Genomic DNA, 17,827 nt, shown 5'->3' with positions numbered 1-17,827 from the left:
AGCGAGTCCAGGGCAACCACGGCGCCCATCAGCCTTGCCTCACCAGGCCGCAGAACACCCCTTCGATAGCCAGGTCCTGATCGGCCCCGACCACGATAGGCTGATACGCCGGGTTGCGCGGCAGCAGGCGCACCTTGTCGCCCGTGCGCTCGAAACGCTTGATGGTGACTTCACCGTCCAGGCGCGCCACCACAATCTGCCCGTTCAAGGCCTCGGCACTGCGCCGCACGCCCACCAGGTCGCCATCGAGAATACCGTCCTCGATCATCGAATCGCCCTGCACACGCAGCAGGTAGTCCGGGGTTTTGGCGAACGTGGCGGGGTCCAGTTGCAGGCGATTGTGCACTTCGGCATCCGCCCCGATGGGCAGACCCGCGGCCACACGACCGAGCACCGGGATGTCCAGCCATTCCGGGCGCGGCGGTTGATTGAGCAGGCGAATACCACGGGCCTGGTTGGGGTTGACTTCGATAAAGCCGGCTTCGGTCAGGGCTACCACATGCTTGCGGGCGACGCTGCGCGAGGCAAAGCCGAACGCCTCGGCGATCTCGGCGAGGCTGGGGGACTGGCCTTGCTGCGCGATGCGGTCGCGGATGAAGGTCAGGATGGCGTTACGGCGGGGGGTCAGGGTTGTCATGGAGTACATTTGTACTCCTGTGGGAAATTTCTGACAATAGCCGTCAGTCGGGGGTGGGGGGTGGCCTGGAGATTAGAAGTGAGCGTGGTTTAAATGTGGGAGGGGGCTTGCCCCCGATGACGGCCTCAGGGTCGACCAGGATGTTGGATCAGATTGAGTACATATCCGTTTCTGCGGTAACGGCTGCTAATGGTTCCGCTTTTACAGCGGCTCACTTTTGAAAAGCGCAAAAGTAAGCAAAACGCTCTTGCCCCACCACTCGGCACCTCGCCTAGGCTCGGTGTGCCCGATCGAAGGCTTGAATCCGTGGGCCGCCGCAATGGGCCATCCCTGGCCCAGTGCGGCTAACCCGGCGTCCTGCCGGGTTACCCACGAATTCAAGCCTGCGCTCGGCCAGCGTGGTTTAACGGGGCGCCTGAGATCAAAAGCAGATCAAGATCAAGAGCGGCTCGCTTCGCATCGTGGTTACGGGTGGGCACGGCTGCGTTGTGTAGGAGCGAGCTTGCTCGCGAAAAACTCACAGGCGCCGCGTTGATTCAGGAAGCACGCGTTATCGTTGACGTTTTTCGCGAGCAAGCTCGCTCCTACAGACGGCGGTGTACGCCACGATGCGAAGCGAGCCGCTCTTGCTCTTGCTTTTGATCTTAGGCGCCCCGTCAAACCACGCTGGCCGCAATTCGATATTGATGTGGGGGGTAAACCGGCAGGACGCCGGTTTAGCCGCCCCGCGCCATGGATGGCGCGTGGCGGCGGCCCCCCACATCAATGTCGGATTGCGGGCACACCGAGCCTAAGCGAGGTGCCGAGTGGTGGGGCAAGAGCGTTTTGCTTACTTTTGCGCTTTTCAAAAGTGAGCCGCTGTAAAAGCGGAACCCTAAGTGGCCGTTACCTAAATAATGGATATGTACTCGGTCTGATCCAAGATACTGGCCAGCCCAGAGGCCGCCATCGGGGGCAAGCCCCCTCCCACATTTGGGCCTCGGATCGGCAAAAGATACCGGTCAGCTCCAAATCCGCCGCACTTGCGCTCAAGCCACGCGACTCTCCTTCCTCAAACTCTCCATATCAATCACAAACCGATACTTCACATCCCCCTTGAGCATCCGCTCATACGCCTCATTGATCCCCTGAATATCGATCATCTCAATATCCGAAACAATCCCGTGCTTGGCACAGAAATCGAGCATCTCCTGGGTTTCCTGAATCCCCCCGATCAACGAACCCGCCAGGCTGCGGCGCTTGAAGATCAGGTTGAACACCGCAGGCGACGGGTGCGGGCTGTCAGGCGCGCCGACCAAGGTCATGGTGCCGTCGCGCTTGAGCAGGCTGATGAAGGCATCCAGGTTATGCGGCGCAGCGACGGTGTTGAGAATGAAGTCCAGGCTGTTGGCAACCTTGGCCATTTCATCCGCGTTCTTCGACACCACCACCTGATCGGCACCCAGGCGCAGGCCATCTTCGCGCTTGTTCGGTGAAGTGGTGAACAGCGTCACATGGGCGCCCATGGCGTGGGCAATCTTCACCGCCATGTGCCCTAGCCCACCGAGGCCGACCACCCCGACTTTTTTGCCCGGGCCGACCTTCCAGTGGTGCAGCGGCGAATAGGTGGTAATCCCGGCACACAGCAACGGCGCCACTGCCGCCAGGTTGGTGTCGTCGTGGGAAATGCGCAGCACGAACTGCGCCTTGACCACGATGTTGTCGGAATAGCCACCGTAGGTGTTTTCGCCGCCGAACAGCGGCCCGTTATAGGTGCCGGTGAAGCCATTCTCGCAATATTGCTCCTCGCCCTCGGCACAGGAGGCGCATTGCTGGCAGCTGTCGACCATGCAGCCGACACCGGCCAGGTCACCCACCTTGAACGTCTTCACATTGGCGCCGACCGCCGTCACACGGCCGACGATTTCATGGCCGGGGACCGAAGGATAAAGAGTGTTGCTCCACTCGTTGCGGGCGGTGTGCAGGTCGGAATGGCACACGCCGCAATACAGAATGTCGATCTGTACGTCATCCGCGCCGGGGGCGCGGCGCTCGAAGGTAAAGGGCTTGAGCGAATCCTTGGAGTCCCGAGCGGCGTAGCTGTAAGTCCTGGCCATTTCGTTCACCTGCATGATCTGACGGAAGAGTTCGGTGGACACGCCTGGCCGCTGAAACGTTCAACCGAGCACGTCCATACAAGCCGCGCGGCGGCTTTGGGCGCAAGCTTTCGAGACATAAGCCCAGGCGGATTTTCAACTCACTGTTTTCATGCAGACAAAGGAGTTTCAGATGAGCACATTCGTTGCCAAAGACGGTACCCGGATCTATTTCAAGGATTGGGGCAGCGGCAAGCCCGTGTTGTTCAGCCACGGCTGGCCGCTGGATGCCGACATGTGGGAATACCAGATGGAATACCTGAGCAGCCGAGGCTTTCGCACCCTCGCGTTCGACCGCCGGGGCTTTGGTCGCTCGGACCAGCCGTGGACCGGCAACGACTACGACACCTTCGCTGACGATATCGCCCAGTTGATCGAACACCTGGACCTCAAGGACGTGACCCTGGTGGGCTTCTCCATGGGCGGCGGCGATGTGGCCCGCTACATTGCGCGCCATGGCAGCGCACGGGTCGCCGGCCTGGTGCTGCTCGGCGCCGTGACGCCGATCTTCGGCCGGAAGGACGATTACCCGCAGGGCGTGCCCGACGACGTATTCGATGGCATCAAGGCCGGCCTGCTGAAGGACCGCGCGCAGTTCATCAGCGATTTCAACACGCCATTCTTCGGCCTCAACAAGGGCCAGAAAGTCTCAGACGGTGTGCTCACCCAGACCCTGCAGATCGCCCTGCAGGCCTCGCTCAAATCCACCGTGGACTGCGTGACCGCGTTCTCGCAGACCGACTTCCGCCCGGACATGGCCAGCATCGACGTGCCGACCCTGGTCATCCACGGTGACGGTGACCAGGTCGTGCCGTTCGAAACCACCGGCAAGGTCGCGGCCGAGATGATCAAGGGCGCGCAACTGAAGGTGTACAAGGACGCGCCCCACGGGTTTGCCGCTACCCATACCCAACAACTCAATGAGGACCTGCTGGCGTTCCTGAACCGCTGAAATCCCTGTGAGAGGGGGCTCTCGATGAGGGAGAGCCCCCTCCCACATTTGGTTCAAGACTCACTCATCAGCCGCAGGCGCTTGACCATCGGCACACACGCCAACACCAACCCCGAGGGCGAGTGATACACCGCCTGCTCATCCCCCACATAGCCGCACGCCCTGTAGAAACTCACCGCATTGAGCGTCGCATCCAATACCACCTCTTCAACGGCGATATGACGCGCGACCGTCTCCAGGTGGTCGAGCATTGCCTTGCCATACCCCCGCCCGGTGAATGCGGGACGCACAAACAAGGCGCCGACTTCATTGTTGGCAAGATCGAGCATGCCGGTGGCGACTGGCTCGCCGTTCACACAGCCCAGGTAGAAGCGTTTTTCCATCAGCACGCTGTAACCATCGCTCGCACTGCCAAGCGTCCAGAGCGCCATTTGTTCTGCGGTGTAGGCGCCGATGCATTGGCCGAGAATAGCCTCACGACGAATCTCAAACGCGCTGTCGGCATCCTCTGGCGTAGCTCGTTTTATCTGCAACACAGCCTTCTCCCTTCCTTGATTTCAATATGCCATTAGCCCATGTGTGCTAATCGACCCGCGCTTCCCCCGGCGCTATATTCCCCGGCACTTCCAACGCTCAGCCAACACCGCGCACTCAATGCGCGAAGGGTCGTTGCGCGCTGGAAAAACCAAAACAATCCCAAGGAAGAAGCATTATGAAACTCCCCTCCCCTGTGACGCGCCTTGCCCTGCTCGGCGCCTTGATCATCAGCGTTGCCGGTTGCAGCAATATCAAACCCACCGAAGACCATCTCAAGAAACTCTCAGAGACCAACCTGGGCGAACCGGTCAAACGCATCTCCAATGTACGCAGCGACTCCATGACCACCTACTACGTGGCCAACACCGCCTCCGGCGAGTACAACTGCTCGGTGCCCAGCGGTGCCAGCGGCGGCGCGTTTGCGATTGCCAGCTTTGGCCTGATGAAACCCGCGGCCTATTGCATGCCCAAGGGTGCGCGGGGCAATGGGTTGACGCCGTTCACACAATAGTTTTTTCCTGGCTGAGCTCACGCAGGGCGCCGCGCAGTTCTGCAGGGCGCACCGGTTTGGACAGAATGGCGATCTGACGGTCGTGCAACGCAGCCTGGATTTTCTCCACGTCGTGCCCGGTGAGGATCAGCGCCGGCACCGCCCAGCCGCGTTGCCGGCGCAAGTGGTCGATGCATTCGATGCCGGTGGCGTGGTTGCCCAGGTCATAGTCGGCGACGATGATGTCGCAGTCGCTGACCAGGCCCTGCCCCGTGGACTCGGCCTGCACCTCGCAGCCCCAGCGTTCGAGCAGGGCTTGGGTAGCCAGCAGCACATTGTGGTCATCTTCGACCAGGCACACTTTCAAACCGCTGAGCAGGCCGGCCTGGCGTGCGTCGTCACGCGATGCCGGTTGAGCCGGCGCAGTGGCCAGGGCCAGGCCATGCAGACCTACCGAAGTGCCACGGCCCACCCGCGAACGCAGGCTCACCTGCAGCCCCATCAACTGCCCAAGGCGCTTGACGATGGACAACCCCAGGCCGACGCCTTCGACGTCCTTGTCGCGCAGTTGGCGCACGCGATAGAACTCTTCGAAGACCTTCGCCAGATGCTCCCCTGCAATCCCCCGGCCCTGGTCATGCACCTCTACCACCAGGCGGTTATCGCGAAGACGCACACCGATCAGCACTGGCCGTTGCGCGCCATACTTGAAGCAATTGGAGAGCAGGTTTTGCACCATGGTCGCCAGCATCCCCGGATCCACCAACACCCAGTGGGCGCACGGTCGCAAGCGCAACTCCACACCCGCCCAGCGTGCGGCTTCGGCGTTCTGGCGTACCAGGTCGGCGAGAAAATCGCCCAGATGGATCACTTGGTATTTGGGCAGCAGACGCCCGTTGTCCAGGGTGTAGAGGTCGAGAATGGAACGGAACAACTGCGACACGTTGAGCAGCGAGCGATCGATATTGTCCACCAGCCGCCGTTCGTCATCGCCCAGGCGGGCTTCGCGCAGGCAGGCGGTGAACAGGCCGATGGAGTGGATCGGCTGGCGCAGGTCATGGCTGGCCTGGGCGAGAAAACGGGACTTTTCCAGGTTGGCGGCGATGGCTTGTTCGGAGGCCTTGCGCGTACGCTCCAGCAGGATATGCGCGTAGATCGGGATCACCGTGCTGGTGATCATCAGCATCAGCACCATGAACGGCTGTGCCTGCCACCACGGCGTGAGCTGGTAGACCATCAACAGCGCCAACAACGCCAGCCCCGTGGCAATCGCCAGGTAGCGCGACCCATAGCGCATGCCGTTGCCCAGGTTGACCCACACCATCACCGCATACAGCGGCAACGCCGCCTCACCGCCCACCACCAGCCCAAACGAAGTGCCGGTATAGTCGTGGAGCATGCCGAAAATCCGTCGCGCCGGGTAATGCCCGGGCCAGCGCGCGATCACCTGGCGCAGGGCAATGGACGCCAGCAGGAACAGGACGATATACAGGAGCACCGGCCAGTAGGTGTCCAGCGAATGCCCGGGCAAAAAGCCCAGCACGCCTATATACACAATGGCGATGGTTGCCACCACAATGCGCAGGTTCGCCTGGTCGAGTTCGGAGTTGGTCTCGAGCCCCATGGGTTACGTCCTTGTTGTCATAGCCCTGGCCCTTTGTACGAGCGAGGCGGGCATTGGGCCCGATAATAAAACAGCATGCCTGCACACAGCCATGCCCAGCAAGGAGCTCACCATGACCGGCCGGATTATTATCGCCGACGACCATCCGATGTTTCGCGAAGCCATGGCGCGCACCGTGCAACGCCTGCTGCCCGAGGCCCGGGTACAGGAAGCCGGCGACCTGGACGCGGTGCATGGGTTGCTGCTCGACCCAGGCGACATCGATACCCTGATCCTCGACCTGCGCTTTCCCGGCCTGACCTGCATCAGCCAGCTCGCCGACCTGCGCCGGCAACTGCGGCGTACCACGTTGATCGTGGTCTCGATGGTGGATGATCCGGCGCTGATCGAACAGGTCATGGCCCTGGGCGTCGACGGTTTTATCGGCAAGAACATCGCCCCCGACGAAATCGGCCACGCGCTGCTGGCGATCCGCGACGGTGAGGTGCTGGTCAGGTTCGCCCCCTCCGGCCTGCTGCCGCTGGACACCCATACGCTCACCCCGCGCCAGCAGGACGTGCTGCGCCTGATTGCCCAAGGCAAGACCAACAAGGAAATCGCCAAGGCCCTGGATATTTCACCGTTTACCGTGCGCATTCATGTGTCGTCGTTGCTGCGCAGCTTGAAGGTGACGACGCGGGCGGCGGCGGCGGTGAAATACTCCGGGGAGTTCTAGATCCAAAACTGTGGGAGGGGGCTTGCCCCTCCCACATTGGACTATGGCGCACCCGTTAACCTCCCCCGCTCTGCATCCGATATTTATGCTCACTTCCCAGCTTAATAATATTTTATTAAAAACCACCCTCCCCCTAGCCTTGAAGTCATGCCCAAGCTGAATCCAACTGCATTACGCAAGGACAGACACATGACCCAAGCAATAACAAAAACAGACACCCTGGTGGTGGGCGCCGGCCAGGCCGGCGTGGCCATGAGCGAGCACTTGAGCAAGCATGGCGTGCCGCACCTGGTGCTCGAGCGCAGCCGCATCGCCGAGCGCTGGCGTACCGGGCGCTGGGACTCGCTGGTCGCCAACGGGCCGGCCTGGCATGACCGTTTCCCGGGTCTGGAATTCGATGACGTCGCGCCCGATGGCTTCGCGCCGAAGGAGCGCGTAGCGGATTACTTCGAAGCGTATGCACGCAAGTTCAATGCGCCGATTCGCACGGGCGTGGACGTCACGTCGGTGGTGCGCAACGAAGGTTGCCCGGGCTTTACCGTGCACACCAGCGCAGGCGTGATCGAAGCCAACCGCGTGGTGGCCGCCACCGGACCGTTCCAGAAGCCGGTGATCCCGGCCATCGCGCCAAAAGACACTGCGCTGCACCAGATCCATTCCGCCGACTATCGCAACCCCGCGCAATTGCCGGCAGGTGCTGTGCTGGTGGTGGGTGCCGGTTCTTCCGGGGTGCAGATCGCCGATGAATTGCAGCGCGCCGGTCGCCAGGTGTACCTGTCAGTCGGCGCCCATGACCGCCCGCCGCGCGCTTATCGCAACCGCGATTTCTGCTGGTGGCTGGGGGTGTTGGGCGAGTGGGACCAGGCGGCGATGAAACCTGGCCGTGAGCACGTGACCATCGCGGTGAGCGGCGCCCACGGCGGCAAGACCATCGACTTTCGTGAGCTGGCCCAGCAAGGCATGACCCTGGTCGGCCTCACCCACTCCTTCAATGGCAACGTGGCAACGTTCCAAGCCAACCTGGTGGACAACCTAGCCCGTGGCGATGAGAACTACCTGGCCCTGCTGGATGCGGCCGACGCCTACATCGAGCGCAACGGTCTCGACCTGCCCCTGGAGCCCGAAGCCCGCCGCGTGTTCCCGGATGCCGACTGCATCCAGCAGCCGATCCTGGAACTGGACCTGGCCCAGGCCGGCATCACCTCGATCATCTGGGCCACCGGGTTTGCCGTGGACTACAGCTGGCTCCAGGTGGATGCGTTCGATGCGGCCGGCAAGCCCCGGCACCAGCGCGGCGTCTCCAGCGAGGCCGGGATTTATTTCCTCGGGCTGCCCTGGCAGTCACGGCGTGGCTCGTCGTTTATCTGGGGAGTGTGGCACGACGCCAAGTACGTGGCGGACCACATCGCCATCCAGCGTCAATACCTTGAGTACCGCGCGCCCGCCTCGCTGGTTCGCTCGTCCCCTGTCAGCGCCTGATCCCTTTGCCGGAGTTTTTACAATGCCTACTCACACCCGTATTCGCATGTTCAACACCAAGCAAACCTACCCCAATCAGAGCCTGGACAACGATCTGTGCCAGGCCGTGCGCGCCGGTAATATCGTGTATGTGCGTGGCCAGGTGGGCACGGATTTCGAAGGCCAACTGGTGGGCCTTGGTGACCCGCGGGCCCAGGCCGAACAGGCGATGAAAAACGTCAAGCAGCTGCTTGAGGAGGCGGGCTCGGATCTGTCGCATATCGTCAAGACCACCACCTACCTGATCGACCCGCGCTACCGCGAACCGGTGTACCAGGAAGTCGGCAAGTGGCTCAAGGGCGTGTTCCCGATCTCCACCGGGCTGGTGGTCTCGGCCCTTGGCCAGCCGCAGTGGCTGATGGAAATCGATGTGATCGCGGTTATTCCCGAATAAGGAGCCACCCATGACCTTTTCAATCGTCGGCCGCTGCGCGGACACCGGCCAGTTGGGCATCGCTATCAGCTCATCGAGCATCGCCGTGGGCGCCCGCTGCCCATGGCTGCGCCCCGGTGTGGGCGCGGTCGCTACGCAAAACATCACATTGCCGGCCCTCGGACCCGACGTGCTCGATTTGCTCGAACAAGGCCTCACGCCTGCCGATGCCATCGACACCGCCTTGACGCGCAACGGCTACAGCCAATACCGGCAATTGACCGCGATTGATCACCTTGGCCGCAGCGTGCATTTCAGCGGCAGCGAAACCCTGGGCACCCACAACGCCGTGTCGGGCGAACAGTGCGTAGCGGCGGGCAATATGCTCGCTGACCGGGGGGTGATCGAAGCAATGGTCCAGGCTTTCGAGCACGGCGAAGGCCAGTTGGCCGACCGCTTGCTCGCGGCCATGCATGCCGCCATCGCCGCCGGCGGCGAAGCAGGTCCAGTGCATTCGGCCGCGCTGGTGGTGGTGGGCGAGCTGACCTGGCCGATCATCAACTTGCGCGTGGATTGGGCCGATGAAGCGCCCATCGACGAACTGCAAACACTCTGGGACGCCTACCGCCCGCAAGTGCAGGACTACATCGACCGCGCCCTCGCCCCCGACCGCTCGCCGGGCTACGGCGTGGCCGGGGACGAGCGATGAGCCGCAGCAGCGAACTGCTGCAGACCCTGGTGGGGTTCGACACCACCAGCCGTGAATCCAACCTGCAGTTGATCGAATTCGTGCGCGATTACCTGGCGGGCTTCGGCGTGGCCAGTGAGTTGATCTACAACGAATCGCGCAGCAAGGCCAACCTGTTCGCCAGCATCGGCCCGGTGGAACTGCCCGGCATTGTGCTGTCGGGGCACACCGACGTGGTGCCGGTGGATGGGCAACCCTGGACCCTGCCAGCGTTTCAACTGACCGAGCGTGACGGCAAGCTGTATGGCCGTGGCACCGCCGACATGAAGGGCTATATCGCCTGCGTGCTGGCGCTGGTGCCGGAACTGATCGAGGCGCCGTTGCGCCTGCCGGTGCACATCGCCCTGTCCTACGACGAAGAAGTCGGCTGCCTCGGCGTGCGTTCGCTGCTTGGCGTGCTGGAACAACGGCCGGTAAAACCGCTGCTGTGCATTATCGGCGAGCCGACCGAGCTCAAACCCGTGCTCGGCCACAAGGGCAAGCTGGCGATGCGCTGCGAGGTGCATGGCGAGGCGTGTCACTCAGCGTATGCACCGTCCGGTGTGAATGCGATCGAGCATGCCGCCGAGTTGATCGGCGAACTGGGGCGCATCGGCCAACGCTTGCGCGCACGCCAGGACCCGCGCTTCGATCCGCCGTTCAGCACCGTGCAGACCGGAGTGATCAGCGGCGGCAAGGCCCTGAATATCGTGCCGGCCGATTGCCGGTTTGATTTTGAAATACGTGCCCTGCCCTCGACGGACCCAGGTGAAGTGGCCGAGGCGTTGCAAGCCTACGCCATGCAAGAAGTACTGCCGCGCATGCAGGCCGTGAGCCGGCAGAGCTCGATCCGGTTCACCGAGTTGTCGGCCTACCCGGGCTTGGTCACCGATGAGCGCAGCCAGGCCGCCGAGCTGATTGCGGCGTTTTCCGGTTCCAGGGCGTTCGGCACCGTGGCGTTTGGCACCGAGGGCGGGCTGTTTGATGCAGTCGGTATCCCCACCGTGGTGTGCGGGCCGGGGAGCATGGACCAGGGGCACAAGCCGGATGAATTTGTCAGCCTGGAACAGCTCAAGGGTTGCGATGCGATGTTGCAGCGGATGCTCGACGCCATCCGCCTCTGAATGCACTACAAATCAAATGTGGGAGGGGGCTTGCCCCCGATAGCGGTGTATCAGTCAACTTATCTGTAGCTGATCCACCGTAATCGGGGGCAAGCCCCCTCCCACATTGGACCTTGTGTTTTTACCCGAGTAATCGTGCCAGTTCTTCGCGGCAGTAATCGACGAACAACTGCACCGGTTTGGTCAGCGGTGCGCGCTTGAGCCACACGGCCGACAACCCGGAGCCGGTGACGGTTTCCACCAACGGAATACACACCACCTGCTGCCCATCATAGGTGTACTCGCTGAACGGCTTGGTCACTAATATCGAGAACCCGAACCCACGCCCCACCATCCCGCGCACCATCTCGATGGACGGCGAGCTGAATACAATATTCGGCGTCAACCCGCGCTCTTCAAAGATGCTCACGAAGTAGGTCCGACTGGGCAGCACGTCCAGCAGGATCATCGGTTCCAGTACCAGGTCCGCCAACGACACTTTGGCCTGCCGGGCAAAGCGATGATCGGCCGGCAACAACGCGTACGGCTGCTGCGGCGGCATCAGCGGCGTGGTTTCGATGGAGCCGCCCAGGTCGTGCTCGAACAGCATCGCCACATCGATGGTACCCGCCGTCAGCGCCTGTACCAGCTCCTGTTGCTCACCATCGCGAATACGGATCTCCACCCCTGGCCAGCGCGCCTTGAAGCCGGCGATCAGGCGCGGCAGGTACAGCGGCGCCACGGTTTCAAAGCAGCCGATATCGATCTGTCCGGCCACCACATCATTGTCGGCCAAGGCGTTCTGTTCGAACTCATGGGCCACGCGCAACAGCTCCAGCGCCTTGCGATAGAACCGCGCGCCGCTGGGGGTCAGGGACACGCCCTGAGCGTGATGCCGGATAAACAACTGCACGCCGAAACTGTCTTCCAACTGCTTGATCGCCGTGGAAACCGACGGCTGCGCGATATACAGCTTGCGCGACGCCTCGGCGACGCTGCCGCATTCGGCCGTGGTGACGAAATATCTGAGTTGGCGCAGGTTGTAGGCAGCCATCGGGCCTCCGAAAAACAGGGTGTTTTGCCCCAGACCAGTGCAGGAAAAACCGGCTTTTTTAATCGATCCGAGCCCATGCAACATACCGGAGCAAAAATCACCGCGAGATACTTTTTTTAAGGTCTGTAGCAACAAACTTACTAATTTACCTCCCCGTGTCCATTGCAGATGATCGCTGCAACAACAAAGCGCCGCCGTTGCTGCGCACAGCGAAGTACGTCCACGTACTCACCTTGCCTTGGAGCTCGTCATGGTTACCACTGCAACATCCTCCGCCCCGCTTATCGAAAAACACACGATTGGATACGTGCCCCCGGAAGATCGCCATGGAAAGGTAAGAGACCTGTTCACCCTGTGGTTCGGCGGCAACATCGCACCGCTGCCGATCGTGACCGGCGCCCTGGGGGTGCAGTTGTTCCACCTCAATCTGGTGTGGGGCATCGTCGCCATCCTGGTCGGCCACTTGGTCGGCGGTGTGTTGATGGCGTTGCACTCGGCCCAGGGCCCGCAGATGGGCATTCCGCAGATGATCCAGAGCCGTGCCCAGTTCGGCTCCCTTGGCGCGTTGTTGGTGGTGGTGATTGCCGGCGTGATGTACATCGGCTTCTTCGCCTCCAACATTGTGCTGGCCGGTAAGTCCCTGCACGGCGTGGTCGATGCGGTACCGGTGCCGGTTGGGATCGTGATCGGCGCCATCGGTTCCGGGATCATCGGCATCATCGGCTATCGCTTCATTCATGTGCTCAACCGTATCGGCACCTGGGTACTCGGTGCCGGCATCGTGCTGGGCTTCGGCTACATCTTTACCCATGTGCAGACCAGCGACTTTTTGACCCGTGGCAGCTTCAACATTTCCGGTTGGCTGGCCACCGTGTCCCTGGCCGCGCTGTGGCAGATCGCCTTTGCGCCGTACGTCTCGGATTACTCGCGCTATCTGCCGGCCGATGTGCCCGTCGCCGCCACCTTCTGGACCACCTACCTGGGTTCGGCGCTGGGTTCGAGCCTGGCCTTCATCTTCGGCGCCGTCGCCGTGCTCGCCACGCCCGTCGGCATGGACACCATGGAGGCGGTCAAACTCGCCACCGGTTCCATCGGCCCCTTGATGCTGGTGCTGTTTTTGCTCAGCGTGATCAGCCACAACGCCCTCAATCTGTACGGCGCGGTGCTGTCGATCATCACCCTGGTGCAGACCTTCGCCTACCGCTGGATCCCCACGGCGAAAAGCCGCGCGGTGATCTCGATTGTGGTGCTGGTGGCCTGTGCGATTGCGGCGGTGTTCGCCTCCAAGGACTTCATCGGCCACTTCGTCGACATGGTGCTGGTGCTGCTCGTAGTGCTGGTGCCGTGGACCGCGATCAACCTGATCGACTTCTACGCGATCCACAAAGGCCAATACGACATCGCCTCGATCTTCCGCGTGGATGGCGGCATCTACGGCAAGTACAACCCCCAGGCGCTGCTGGCGTATGCGGTGGGAATCGCGGTGCAGATTCCGTTCATGAACACGCCGCTGTACGTGGGGCCGATCTCCGAACACATCAATGGCGCGGACTTGTCGTGGGTGGTGGGGTTGGTGGTGACGTCGCCGTTGTACTTCTGGTTGGCCAGTCGGGACAGTGCGTATAAGCGCCGGATGGATGGCGGGAAGTTGGTGAGTGGGGTTTGATACAGAGTCTCGGTTTTCTGTTTTTGAAAGAACTGCATCCGACCAACCTGGCATGCCCAACTCGGTCAAAACTGTGGGAGGGGGCTTGCCCCCGATGGCGGTGTGTCAGTCACTGTAGGTATTGACTGAACCACCGCTATCGGGGGCAAGCCCCCTCCCACATTTGGATCTCAGTGGCGTCTTCTACCCCGTTACCAACTCCCCGACGCCCCGCCGCCACCGCTGGAACCACCGCCACCGGACGAGCTGCTGCCGGAACTGGAGCCGCTGGAACTCGAACCGGAGCCACCGCCCGATCCAGACCCCGAGCCCTCGCCGACCTTGCCGAAAAGAATCAACGCCACGAACGACGCGATAGGGAACGCCAACAGCCAGCCGTCGCGGCCGTGATCGATCACCAGCCCGGCCACCCCATACACCACGCCCGCCGCCACCAGTCGCACGATAAAACCGGTGCGGCTGGTTCGCCAGGTGTGCCGCATGATCAGCAGCAGCACCAGGTATAACCCCAGCACCACCAACACGCACACCGGCCACAGCAGCCAATGGATGAAACTGATGTCCACGTAGCGGTCCGCCACCACCAGAGCGGCGATATAGATCAACAACCCGATCACGCCGTAGAACAGCGCCCGCACCTGCCACAATGCGCCAAACAGGGCACCGCCGATCACTATGGTCAGCGGCATGACAAACAGAAACATCGGCCATTCCCGCCCGCCGCCCAGCAGCGTCAGTAACAGCGTGGCCGCCGCCGCAACGATCAACGCCTTGTGCCAGTGCAGTTTGCGGGAAGCCAGCAGCACACCCAGCAGGCCGCCCAGCACAAATGCCACCAGTAGCGCGATGAACTGCGGATTGATCCGGGGCGCGGCCACCTCGGGCAGGTCGCCGCCGTCCACCAGCACCGTCAGCGCGTCCACGCCCTGTTGAACACCGCCGGCAAAGTCGCCCTGACGAAACGCGGGGGTGATGCGCTCTTCGATGATGCGATGGGCCAGCAGGTCGGTGACCGTGCCTTCCAACCCGTACCCCACCTCGATGCGCAAGGTGTGATCGTTCTTGGCCACCACCAGCAGGATGCCGTCGTCGACGTCCTTGCGCCCCAGTTTCCAGGCGCGGAACAGTTGGTTGGCATAGTCTTCGATGGCGGTATCACCAGTGCTGGGCACCAGCAATACGGCGACCTGCGCGCCTTTGCGCTGCTCCAGGTCGGCCAGTTGCTGCTTGAGGCGCTGGACGCTGTCCGCGTCGAGGGTGTTGGTCAGGTCAATGACGCGCTGGTCAAGCGCAACGCCGATAGGCGAAGTGTCGGCCCTGGCGGTGATCAACAGACTGGCCAGTACCAGAACCAGCACGCTCAAGACTGATTGCCGTAGCATCACCATCATGTATTGTTACCTGAAGTTTCTTCCTGAAGGCGCCGACTTTACCCTATCTGCGTGCAAGCGCGTGACCCAGGGCCCGCGACTCTCTAAACTGCCGCTACGCCGCATAGCACTAAGCCATCTACGAGAACGCCATGGACCTACGTCACCGCAACAACGTCAGTGTGATGGGCCAAGGGTCTTCGACCTTGGTGTTTTCCCATGGCTTTGGCTGCAACCAGGCGATGTGGAATGCCCTGGCGCCGCATTTTCTCGAACGCTTTCGCGTGGTCCTGTATGACCTGGTCGGTGCCGGGCTGTCGGACCTCAGCGCGTTCGATAAAGACAAATACGCGACGTTGGGCGGCTATGCCCGCGATCTCAACGAAATTATCGACGCCTACGCCCAAGGCCCGGTGATTCTGGTGGGGCACTCGGTCAGCGCAATGATCGGCACCCTTGCCGACCGTCTCGCCCCGGGGCGCGTGGCGGCGCATGTGATGATTGGCCCATCGCCGTGCTATATCGACACCTACGGCTATGTCGGCGGTTTCAAGCGCGGCGATATCGACGACCTGCTCGACACCCTCGACAGCAACTACCTGGGCTGGTCCAGCAGCATGGCGCCGGTGATCATGGGCGCCCCGGACCAACCTGAACTGAGCGCCGAACTGACCGCGAGTTTCTGCCGCACCGAACCCGACATCGCCAGGCAATTTGCGCGGGTGACGTTTCTTTCGGACAACCGCCAGGATGTGATCGGCCTGACCACGCCCGTATTGATCCTGCAGTCGAGCGACGACTTGATCGCGCCCGTGGCCGTTGGCGAATACCTGCATGCCGTGCTGCCCAACAGCACCTATCACCTGGTGGACAACATCGGCCACTGCCCGCACATGAGCGCGCCCCAGGCGTGCGCGGCGGCGATGGACACGTTCCTGGCGCCGTGGGCAATCGCCAATGCCGGCTGAGTCGCTGTTCGACAACGCCGCCTGTGCCCTGGCGGTGACCCGGCAAGACGGTACGATTGTGCACGCCAACCAGCGCTTGAGCGACTGGCTCGGCCTCAGCGCAGCCCAACTGATCGGGCAACGCTTTCAAGACCTGCTGACCATGGGCGGACGGATTTTCTACCAGACCCATCTGGCGCCGATGCTGCGTATGCATGGCAGCGTCAACGAGGTGAAGCTCGACATTCGCCATCGCGACGGGCACAAAGTCACGGTGCTGCTCAATGCCAGTCAGCGCCAGCAGGCCGAGGGCGTGGTGTACGATCTGGCGCTGTTCGGCACCACCGACCGCGACAAGTACGAGCGCGAGCTGCTCAACGCACGCAAGCTGGCCGAAGCGCTGCTTGAAGAAAAAACCGCCACCGAACGGGCCCTGCACCAGGCCAAGGCCGAACTGAGCGAGGCCTATGCCATTGCCCAGCAACGCGCGTTGTTCGCCGAACAGATGGTGGCGATTGTCAGCCACGACTTGAAGAACCCGCTGACCGCGATCCGCATGGCGTCGGACTTTCTTCGACGCGGCGAGCGCACGCCCAAGGAACTCCAGTTGCTTGGGCATATCGACCAGTCGTCCGAACGCGCCCAGCGCATGATTGCCGACCTGTTGGACTTCACCCAGGCCCGGGTCGGCCAGGGCATCACCATCAGGGCCCAACCGCTGGATCTGCACGACGTGATTCATCGCGCCGTGGACGAACTGCGGGTGGCCTTCCCCAGAGCCACGCTGGTGCATCAAACCCAGGGCCTTGGCAATGCGTGCCTGGATGCCGACCGTGTGCAGCAGGTGATCGGCAATCTCGTCGCCAATAGCGTGGCCTATGGCGACCTGCAACAGCCGGTCACCATCACCTCGCGCCTGGGTGCCTGGGGCGCTGAGGTGTCGGTACACAACTACGGCGCGCCGATTCCGCAGACGTTGCTGGCCGGGCTGTTCGAGCCCATGACCCGCGGCACTCACCAGGGCAGCGATGTGCGCAGCGTAGGCCTGGGCCTGTATATCGTGCGCGAACTGGCCAGGGTACACGGCGGCGATGTGGCGGTTAGCTCCTGCGCGACGCGCGGCACCACCTTCAGCGTGACGTTCCAGGCAGGTACGCCGTACCTTGCATGATCGGCTCGACGCTGCCCGTCAATACCACCCCGCCCTGCCCGTCCCACTGCACCGTCAGCGTGCCGCCGTCGCATTCGACTTCTACCTTGTCATCGAGCAGCCCGCGCCGCACACCGTTGACCACCGCCGCGCAGCAACACGACCCGGAGCCTAAAGGCACGCCACCGCCACGTTCCCAGATACGCAGGCGGATACGGTTGCGGTCAAGCACCTGGACAAAATGCACATTGGTCCTGGCCGGGAACAGCGGGTGACGTTCCAGGGCCGGGCCGATGGCCTGGACATCGACGACGGCGATGTCGTCCACGAAAAACGTGCAGTGCGGGTTGCCCATGCCGCAGGCAGACGGCTCACCGTCGATAGGCAGCACGCGGGTGTCCATCGCCCTGGCCAGCGGCACGCCGGCCCACTCCAACGAAGGCGCGCCCATGTCTATCGAGACGCGCTGGCCACTGACGCGCACGCATGTCAGCAAACCTCGGTCGGTGCGCAGCACAATGGCGTGGGTGCCGGTTTCATGCATCAGGCGATCAGCAACGCCGCGTGTCGCGCTGCCGCAGGTTTGCAGGGGCGTGCCGTCGGTGTTCCAGAATTGCACGCGGGCGGCGGCGTCTTCGCAGTCGAGAATCACGGCGAGCTGATTGAAACCGATACCGGTATGTCGATCCCCCAGGCGCCGGGCGATTTGCGGGGTAATGGGGTTATCCTGGCCACGGCGGTCGATGATGATGAAGTCGTCGCCGTGGGCGTGCATCTTCACGAAGGGTAAAGTCATGGGCAGTCCTGTGGTCAACTGAGCAGCCCTACT

General features: G+C 62.4%; 17 protein-coding genes. 10 read left to right on the top strand and 7 right to left on the bottom strand.

The annotated features are described in order from the left end of the window. Positions 1 to 28 precede the first annotated feature (28 nt). Positions 29 to 646 carry a transcriptional repressor LexA gene (gene lexA / locus BFP96_RS10590; protein WP_065936180.1) on the bottom strand — a complete coding sequence of 206 codons (618 nt, stop codon included), beginning with the start codon at positions 644 to 646 and terminating at the stop codon, positions 29 to 31. A 1,019-nt stretch (positions 647 to 1,665) separates the two neighbouring features. Then, the gene (locus BFP96_RS10585; protein ID WP_065936181.1) at positions 1,666 to 2,733 is read right to left on the bottom strand and encodes an NAD(P)-dependent alcohol dehydrogenase; all 1,068 of its coding nucleotides are present in this window, start codon (positions 2,731 to 2,733) and stop codon (positions 1,666 to 1,668) included. 172 nt (positions 2,734 to 2,905) lie between these two features. On the opposite strand from BFP96_RS10585, the gene BFP96_RS10580 reads away from it, so the two are divergent. Continuing rightward, positions 2,906 to 3,724 carry an alpha/beta fold hydrolase gene (locus tag BFP96_RS10580; protein ID WP_065892924.1) on the top strand — a complete coding sequence of 273 codons (819 nt, stop codon included), beginning with the start codon at positions 2,906 to 2,908 and terminating at the stop codon, positions 3,722 to 3,724. A gap of 53 nt (positions 3,725 to 3,777) precedes the next feature. Here the strand turns inward: BFP96_RS10580 and BFP96_RS10575 are convergent, their stop codons facing one another. After that, positions 3,778 to 4,260: a GNAT family N-acetyltransferase gene (locus BFP96_RS10575; protein WP_065936179.1), complete on the bottom strand. Its 483-nt coding sequence runs from the start codon at positions 4,258 to 4,260 to the stop codon at positions 3,778 to 3,780. Positions 4,261 to 4,436: 176 nt separating this feature from the next. Between BFP96_RS10575 and BFP96_RS10570 the strand changes: the two genes are divergently transcribed. Next, the gene (locus BFP96_RS10570) at positions 4,437 to 4,772 is read left to right on the top strand and encodes a hypothetical protein (RefSeq protein WP_065936178.1); all 336 of its coding nucleotides are present in this window, start codon (positions 4,437 to 4,439) and stop codon (positions 4,770 to 4,772) included. Here BFP96_RS10570 and BFP96_RS10565 read toward each other — a convergent pair. Next, positions 4,762 to 6,375 (bottom strand): ATP-binding response regulator, encoded by a 1,614-nt coding sequence (locus BFP96_RS10565; RefSeq protein WP_065936177.1) that lies wholly within the window; start codon positions 6,373 to 6,375, stop codon positions 4,762 to 4,764. The genes BFP96_RS10570 and BFP96_RS10565 overlap by 11 nt on opposite strands. Positions 6,376 to 6,487: 112 nt before the next feature. Between BFP96_RS10565 and BFP96_RS10560 the strand changes: the two genes are divergently transcribed. The 5 genes from BFP96_RS10560 to argE all read left to right on the top strand — a co-directional run bounded on the left by BFP96_RS10560 (position 6,488) and on the right by argE (position 10,832). Then, positions 6,488 to 7,090, top strand: coding sequence for a LuxR C-terminal-related transcriptional regulator (locus tag BFP96_RS10560; RefSeq protein ID WP_065884763.1), 603 nt, complete (start codon positions 6,488 to 6,490; stop codon positions 7,088 to 7,090). Positions 7,091 to 7,237: 147 nt separating this feature from the next. Then, positions 7,238 to 8,569, top strand: coding sequence for a flavin-containing monooxygenase (locus BFP96_RS10555; RefSeq protein WP_371914766.1), 1,332 nt, complete (start codon positions 7,238 to 7,240; stop codon positions 8,567 to 8,569). A 22-nt stretch (positions 8,570 to 8,591) separates the two neighbouring features. After that, positions 8,592 to 9,002 (top strand): RidA family protein, encoded by a 411-nt coding sequence (locus BFP96_RS10550; protein ID WP_065936175.1) that lies wholly within the window; start codon positions 8,592 to 8,594, stop codon positions 9,000 to 9,002. Positions 9,003 to 9,012: 10 nt separating this feature from the next. Continuing rightward, on the top strand, positions 9,013 to 9,690 hold the full coding sequence (locus BFP96_RS10545) for a DUF1028 domain-containing protein (protein ID WP_065892920.1): 678 nt from the start codon (positions 9,013 to 9,015) through the stop codon (positions 9,688 to 9,690). Continuing rightward, positions 9,687 to 10,832 carry an acetylornithine deacetylase gene (gene argE / locus BFP96_RS10540; RefSeq protein WP_065936174.1) on the top strand — a complete coding sequence of 382 codons (1,146 nt, stop codon included), beginning with the start codon at positions 9,687 to 9,689 and terminating at the stop codon, positions 10,830 to 10,832. The genes BFP96_RS10545 and argE overlap by 4 nt, the downstream gene beginning before the upstream one ends. Positions 10,833 to 10,953: 121 nt before the next feature. Here argE and BFP96_RS10535 read toward each other — a convergent pair whose 3' ends face one another. Continuing rightward, positions 10,954 to 11,865: a LysR substrate-binding domain-containing protein gene (locus BFP96_RS10535; RefSeq protein ID WP_065884768.1), complete on the bottom strand. Its 912-nt coding sequence runs from the start codon at positions 11,863 to 11,865 to the stop codon at positions 10,954 to 10,956. A 250-nt stretch (positions 11,866 to 12,115) separates the two neighbouring features. On the opposite strand from BFP96_RS10535, the gene BFP96_RS10530 reads away from it, so the two are divergent. Beyond that, the gene (locus BFP96_RS10530) at positions 12,116 to 13,531 is read left to right on the top strand and encodes a purine-cytosine permease family protein (protein WP_065892918.1); all 1,416 of its coding nucleotides are present in this window, start codon (positions 12,116 to 12,118) and stop codon (positions 13,529 to 13,531) included. A gap of 191 nt (positions 13,532 to 13,722) precedes the next feature. Here BFP96_RS10530 and BFP96_RS10525 read toward each other — a convergent pair whose 3' ends face one another. After that, positions 13,723 to 14,922, bottom strand: coding sequence for a TPM domain-containing protein (locus tag BFP96_RS10525; RefSeq protein ID WP_065892917.1), 1,200 nt, complete (start codon positions 14,920 to 14,922; stop codon positions 13,723 to 13,725). 131 nt (positions 14,923 to 15,053) lie between these two features. Between BFP96_RS10525 and BFP96_RS10520 the strand changes: the two genes are divergently transcribed. Next, positions 15,054 to 15,869, top strand: a complete 816-nt coding sequence (locus BFP96_RS10520; protein ID WP_065896246.1) for an alpha/beta fold hydrolase — start codon at positions 15,054 to 15,056, stop codon at positions 15,867 to 15,869. Continuing rightward, positions 15,859 to 17,019, top strand: a complete 1,161-nt coding sequence (locus BFP96_RS10515) for a PAS domain-containing sensor histidine kinase (protein ID WP_065892915.1) — start codon at positions 15,859 to 15,861, stop codon at positions 17,017 to 17,019. The genes BFP96_RS10520 and BFP96_RS10515 overlap by 11 nt, the downstream gene beginning before the upstream one ends. Here the strand turns inward: BFP96_RS10515 and dapF are convergent. Next, positions 16,979 to 17,794 (bottom strand): diaminopimelate epimerase, encoded by an 816-nt coding sequence (dapF, locus tag BFP96_RS10510; protein ID WP_065936173.1) that lies wholly within the window; start codon positions 17,792 to 17,794, stop codon positions 16,979 to 16,981. The two genes, BFP96_RS10515 and dapF, sit on opposite strands and share 41 nt — an antisense overlap. Positions 17,795 to 17,827 lie beyond the last annotated feature (33 nt).

It is taken from the genome of Pseudomonas sp. 34 E 7, from assembly GCF_900005715.1.
Classification (GTDB): domain Bacteria; phylum Pseudomonadota; class Gammaproteobacteria; order Pseudomonadales; family Pseudomonadaceae; genus Aquipseudomonas; species Aquipseudomonas orientalis_A.
The sequence above is the reverse complement of the archived record's forward strand: the minus strand, read 5'-3'. Positions and strand labels throughout refer to the sequence as shown.

Coding starts and splice junctions, on each gene's coding strand:
- lexA (WP_065936180.1), bottom strand. CDS start 646: ATGTACTCCATGACAACCCTGACCCCCCGCCGTAACGCCATCCTGACC.
- BFP96_RS10585 (WP_065936181.1), bottom strand. CDS start 2,733: ATGGCCAGGACTTACAGCTACGCCGCTCGGGACTCCAAGGATTCGCTC.
- BFP96_RS10580 (WP_065892924.1), top strand. CDS start 2,906: ATGAGCACATTCGTTGCCAAAGACGGTACCCGGATCTATTTCAAGGAT.
- BFP96_RS10570 (WP_065936178.1), top strand. CDS start 4,437: ATGAAACTCCCCTCCCCTGTGACGCGCCTTGCCCTGCTCGGCGCCTTG.
- BFP96_RS10565 (WP_065936177.1), bottom strand. CDS start 6,375: ATGGGGCTCGAGACCAACTCCGAACTCGACCAGGCGAACCTGCGCATT.
- BFP96_RS10560 (WP_065884763.1), top strand. CDS start 6,488: ATGACCGGCCGGATTATTATCGCCGACGACCATCCGATGTTTCGCGAA.
- BFP96_RS10555 (WP_371914766.1), top strand. CDS start 7,238: ATGCCCAAGCTGAATCCAACTGCATTACGCAAGGACAGACACATGACC.
- BFP96_RS10550 (WP_065936175.1), top strand. CDS start 8,592: ATGCCTACTCACACCCGTATTCGCATGTTCAACACCAAGCAAACCTAC.
- BFP96_RS10545 (WP_065892920.1), top strand. CDS start 9,013: ATGACCTTTTCAATCGTCGGCCGCTGCGCGGACACCGGCCAGTTGGGC.
- argE (WP_065936174.1), top strand. CDS start 9,687: ATGAGCCGCAGCAGCGAACTGCTGCAGACCCTGGTGGGGTTCGACACC.
- BFP96_RS10535 (WP_065884768.1), bottom strand. CDS start 11,865: ATGGCTGCCTACAACCTGCGCCAACTCAGATATTTCGTCACCACGGCC.
- BFP96_RS10530 (WP_065892918.1), top strand. CDS start 12,116: ATGGTTACCACTGCAACATCCTCCGCCCCGCTTATCGAAAAACACACG.
- BFP96_RS10525 (WP_065892917.1), bottom strand. CDS start 14,922: ATGATGGTGATGCTACGGCAATCAGTCTTGAGCGTGCTGGTTCTGGTA.
- BFP96_RS10520 (WP_065896246.1), top strand. CDS start 15,054: ATGGACCTACGTCACCGCAACAACGTCAGTGTGATGGGCCAAGGGTCT.
- BFP96_RS10515 (WP_065892915.1), top strand. CDS start 15,859: ATGCCGGCTGAGTCGCTGTTCGACAACGCCGCCTGTGCCCTGGCGGTG.
- dapF (WP_065936173.1), bottom strand. CDS start 17,794: ATGACTTTACCCTTCGTGAAGATGCACGCCCACGGCGACGACTTCATC.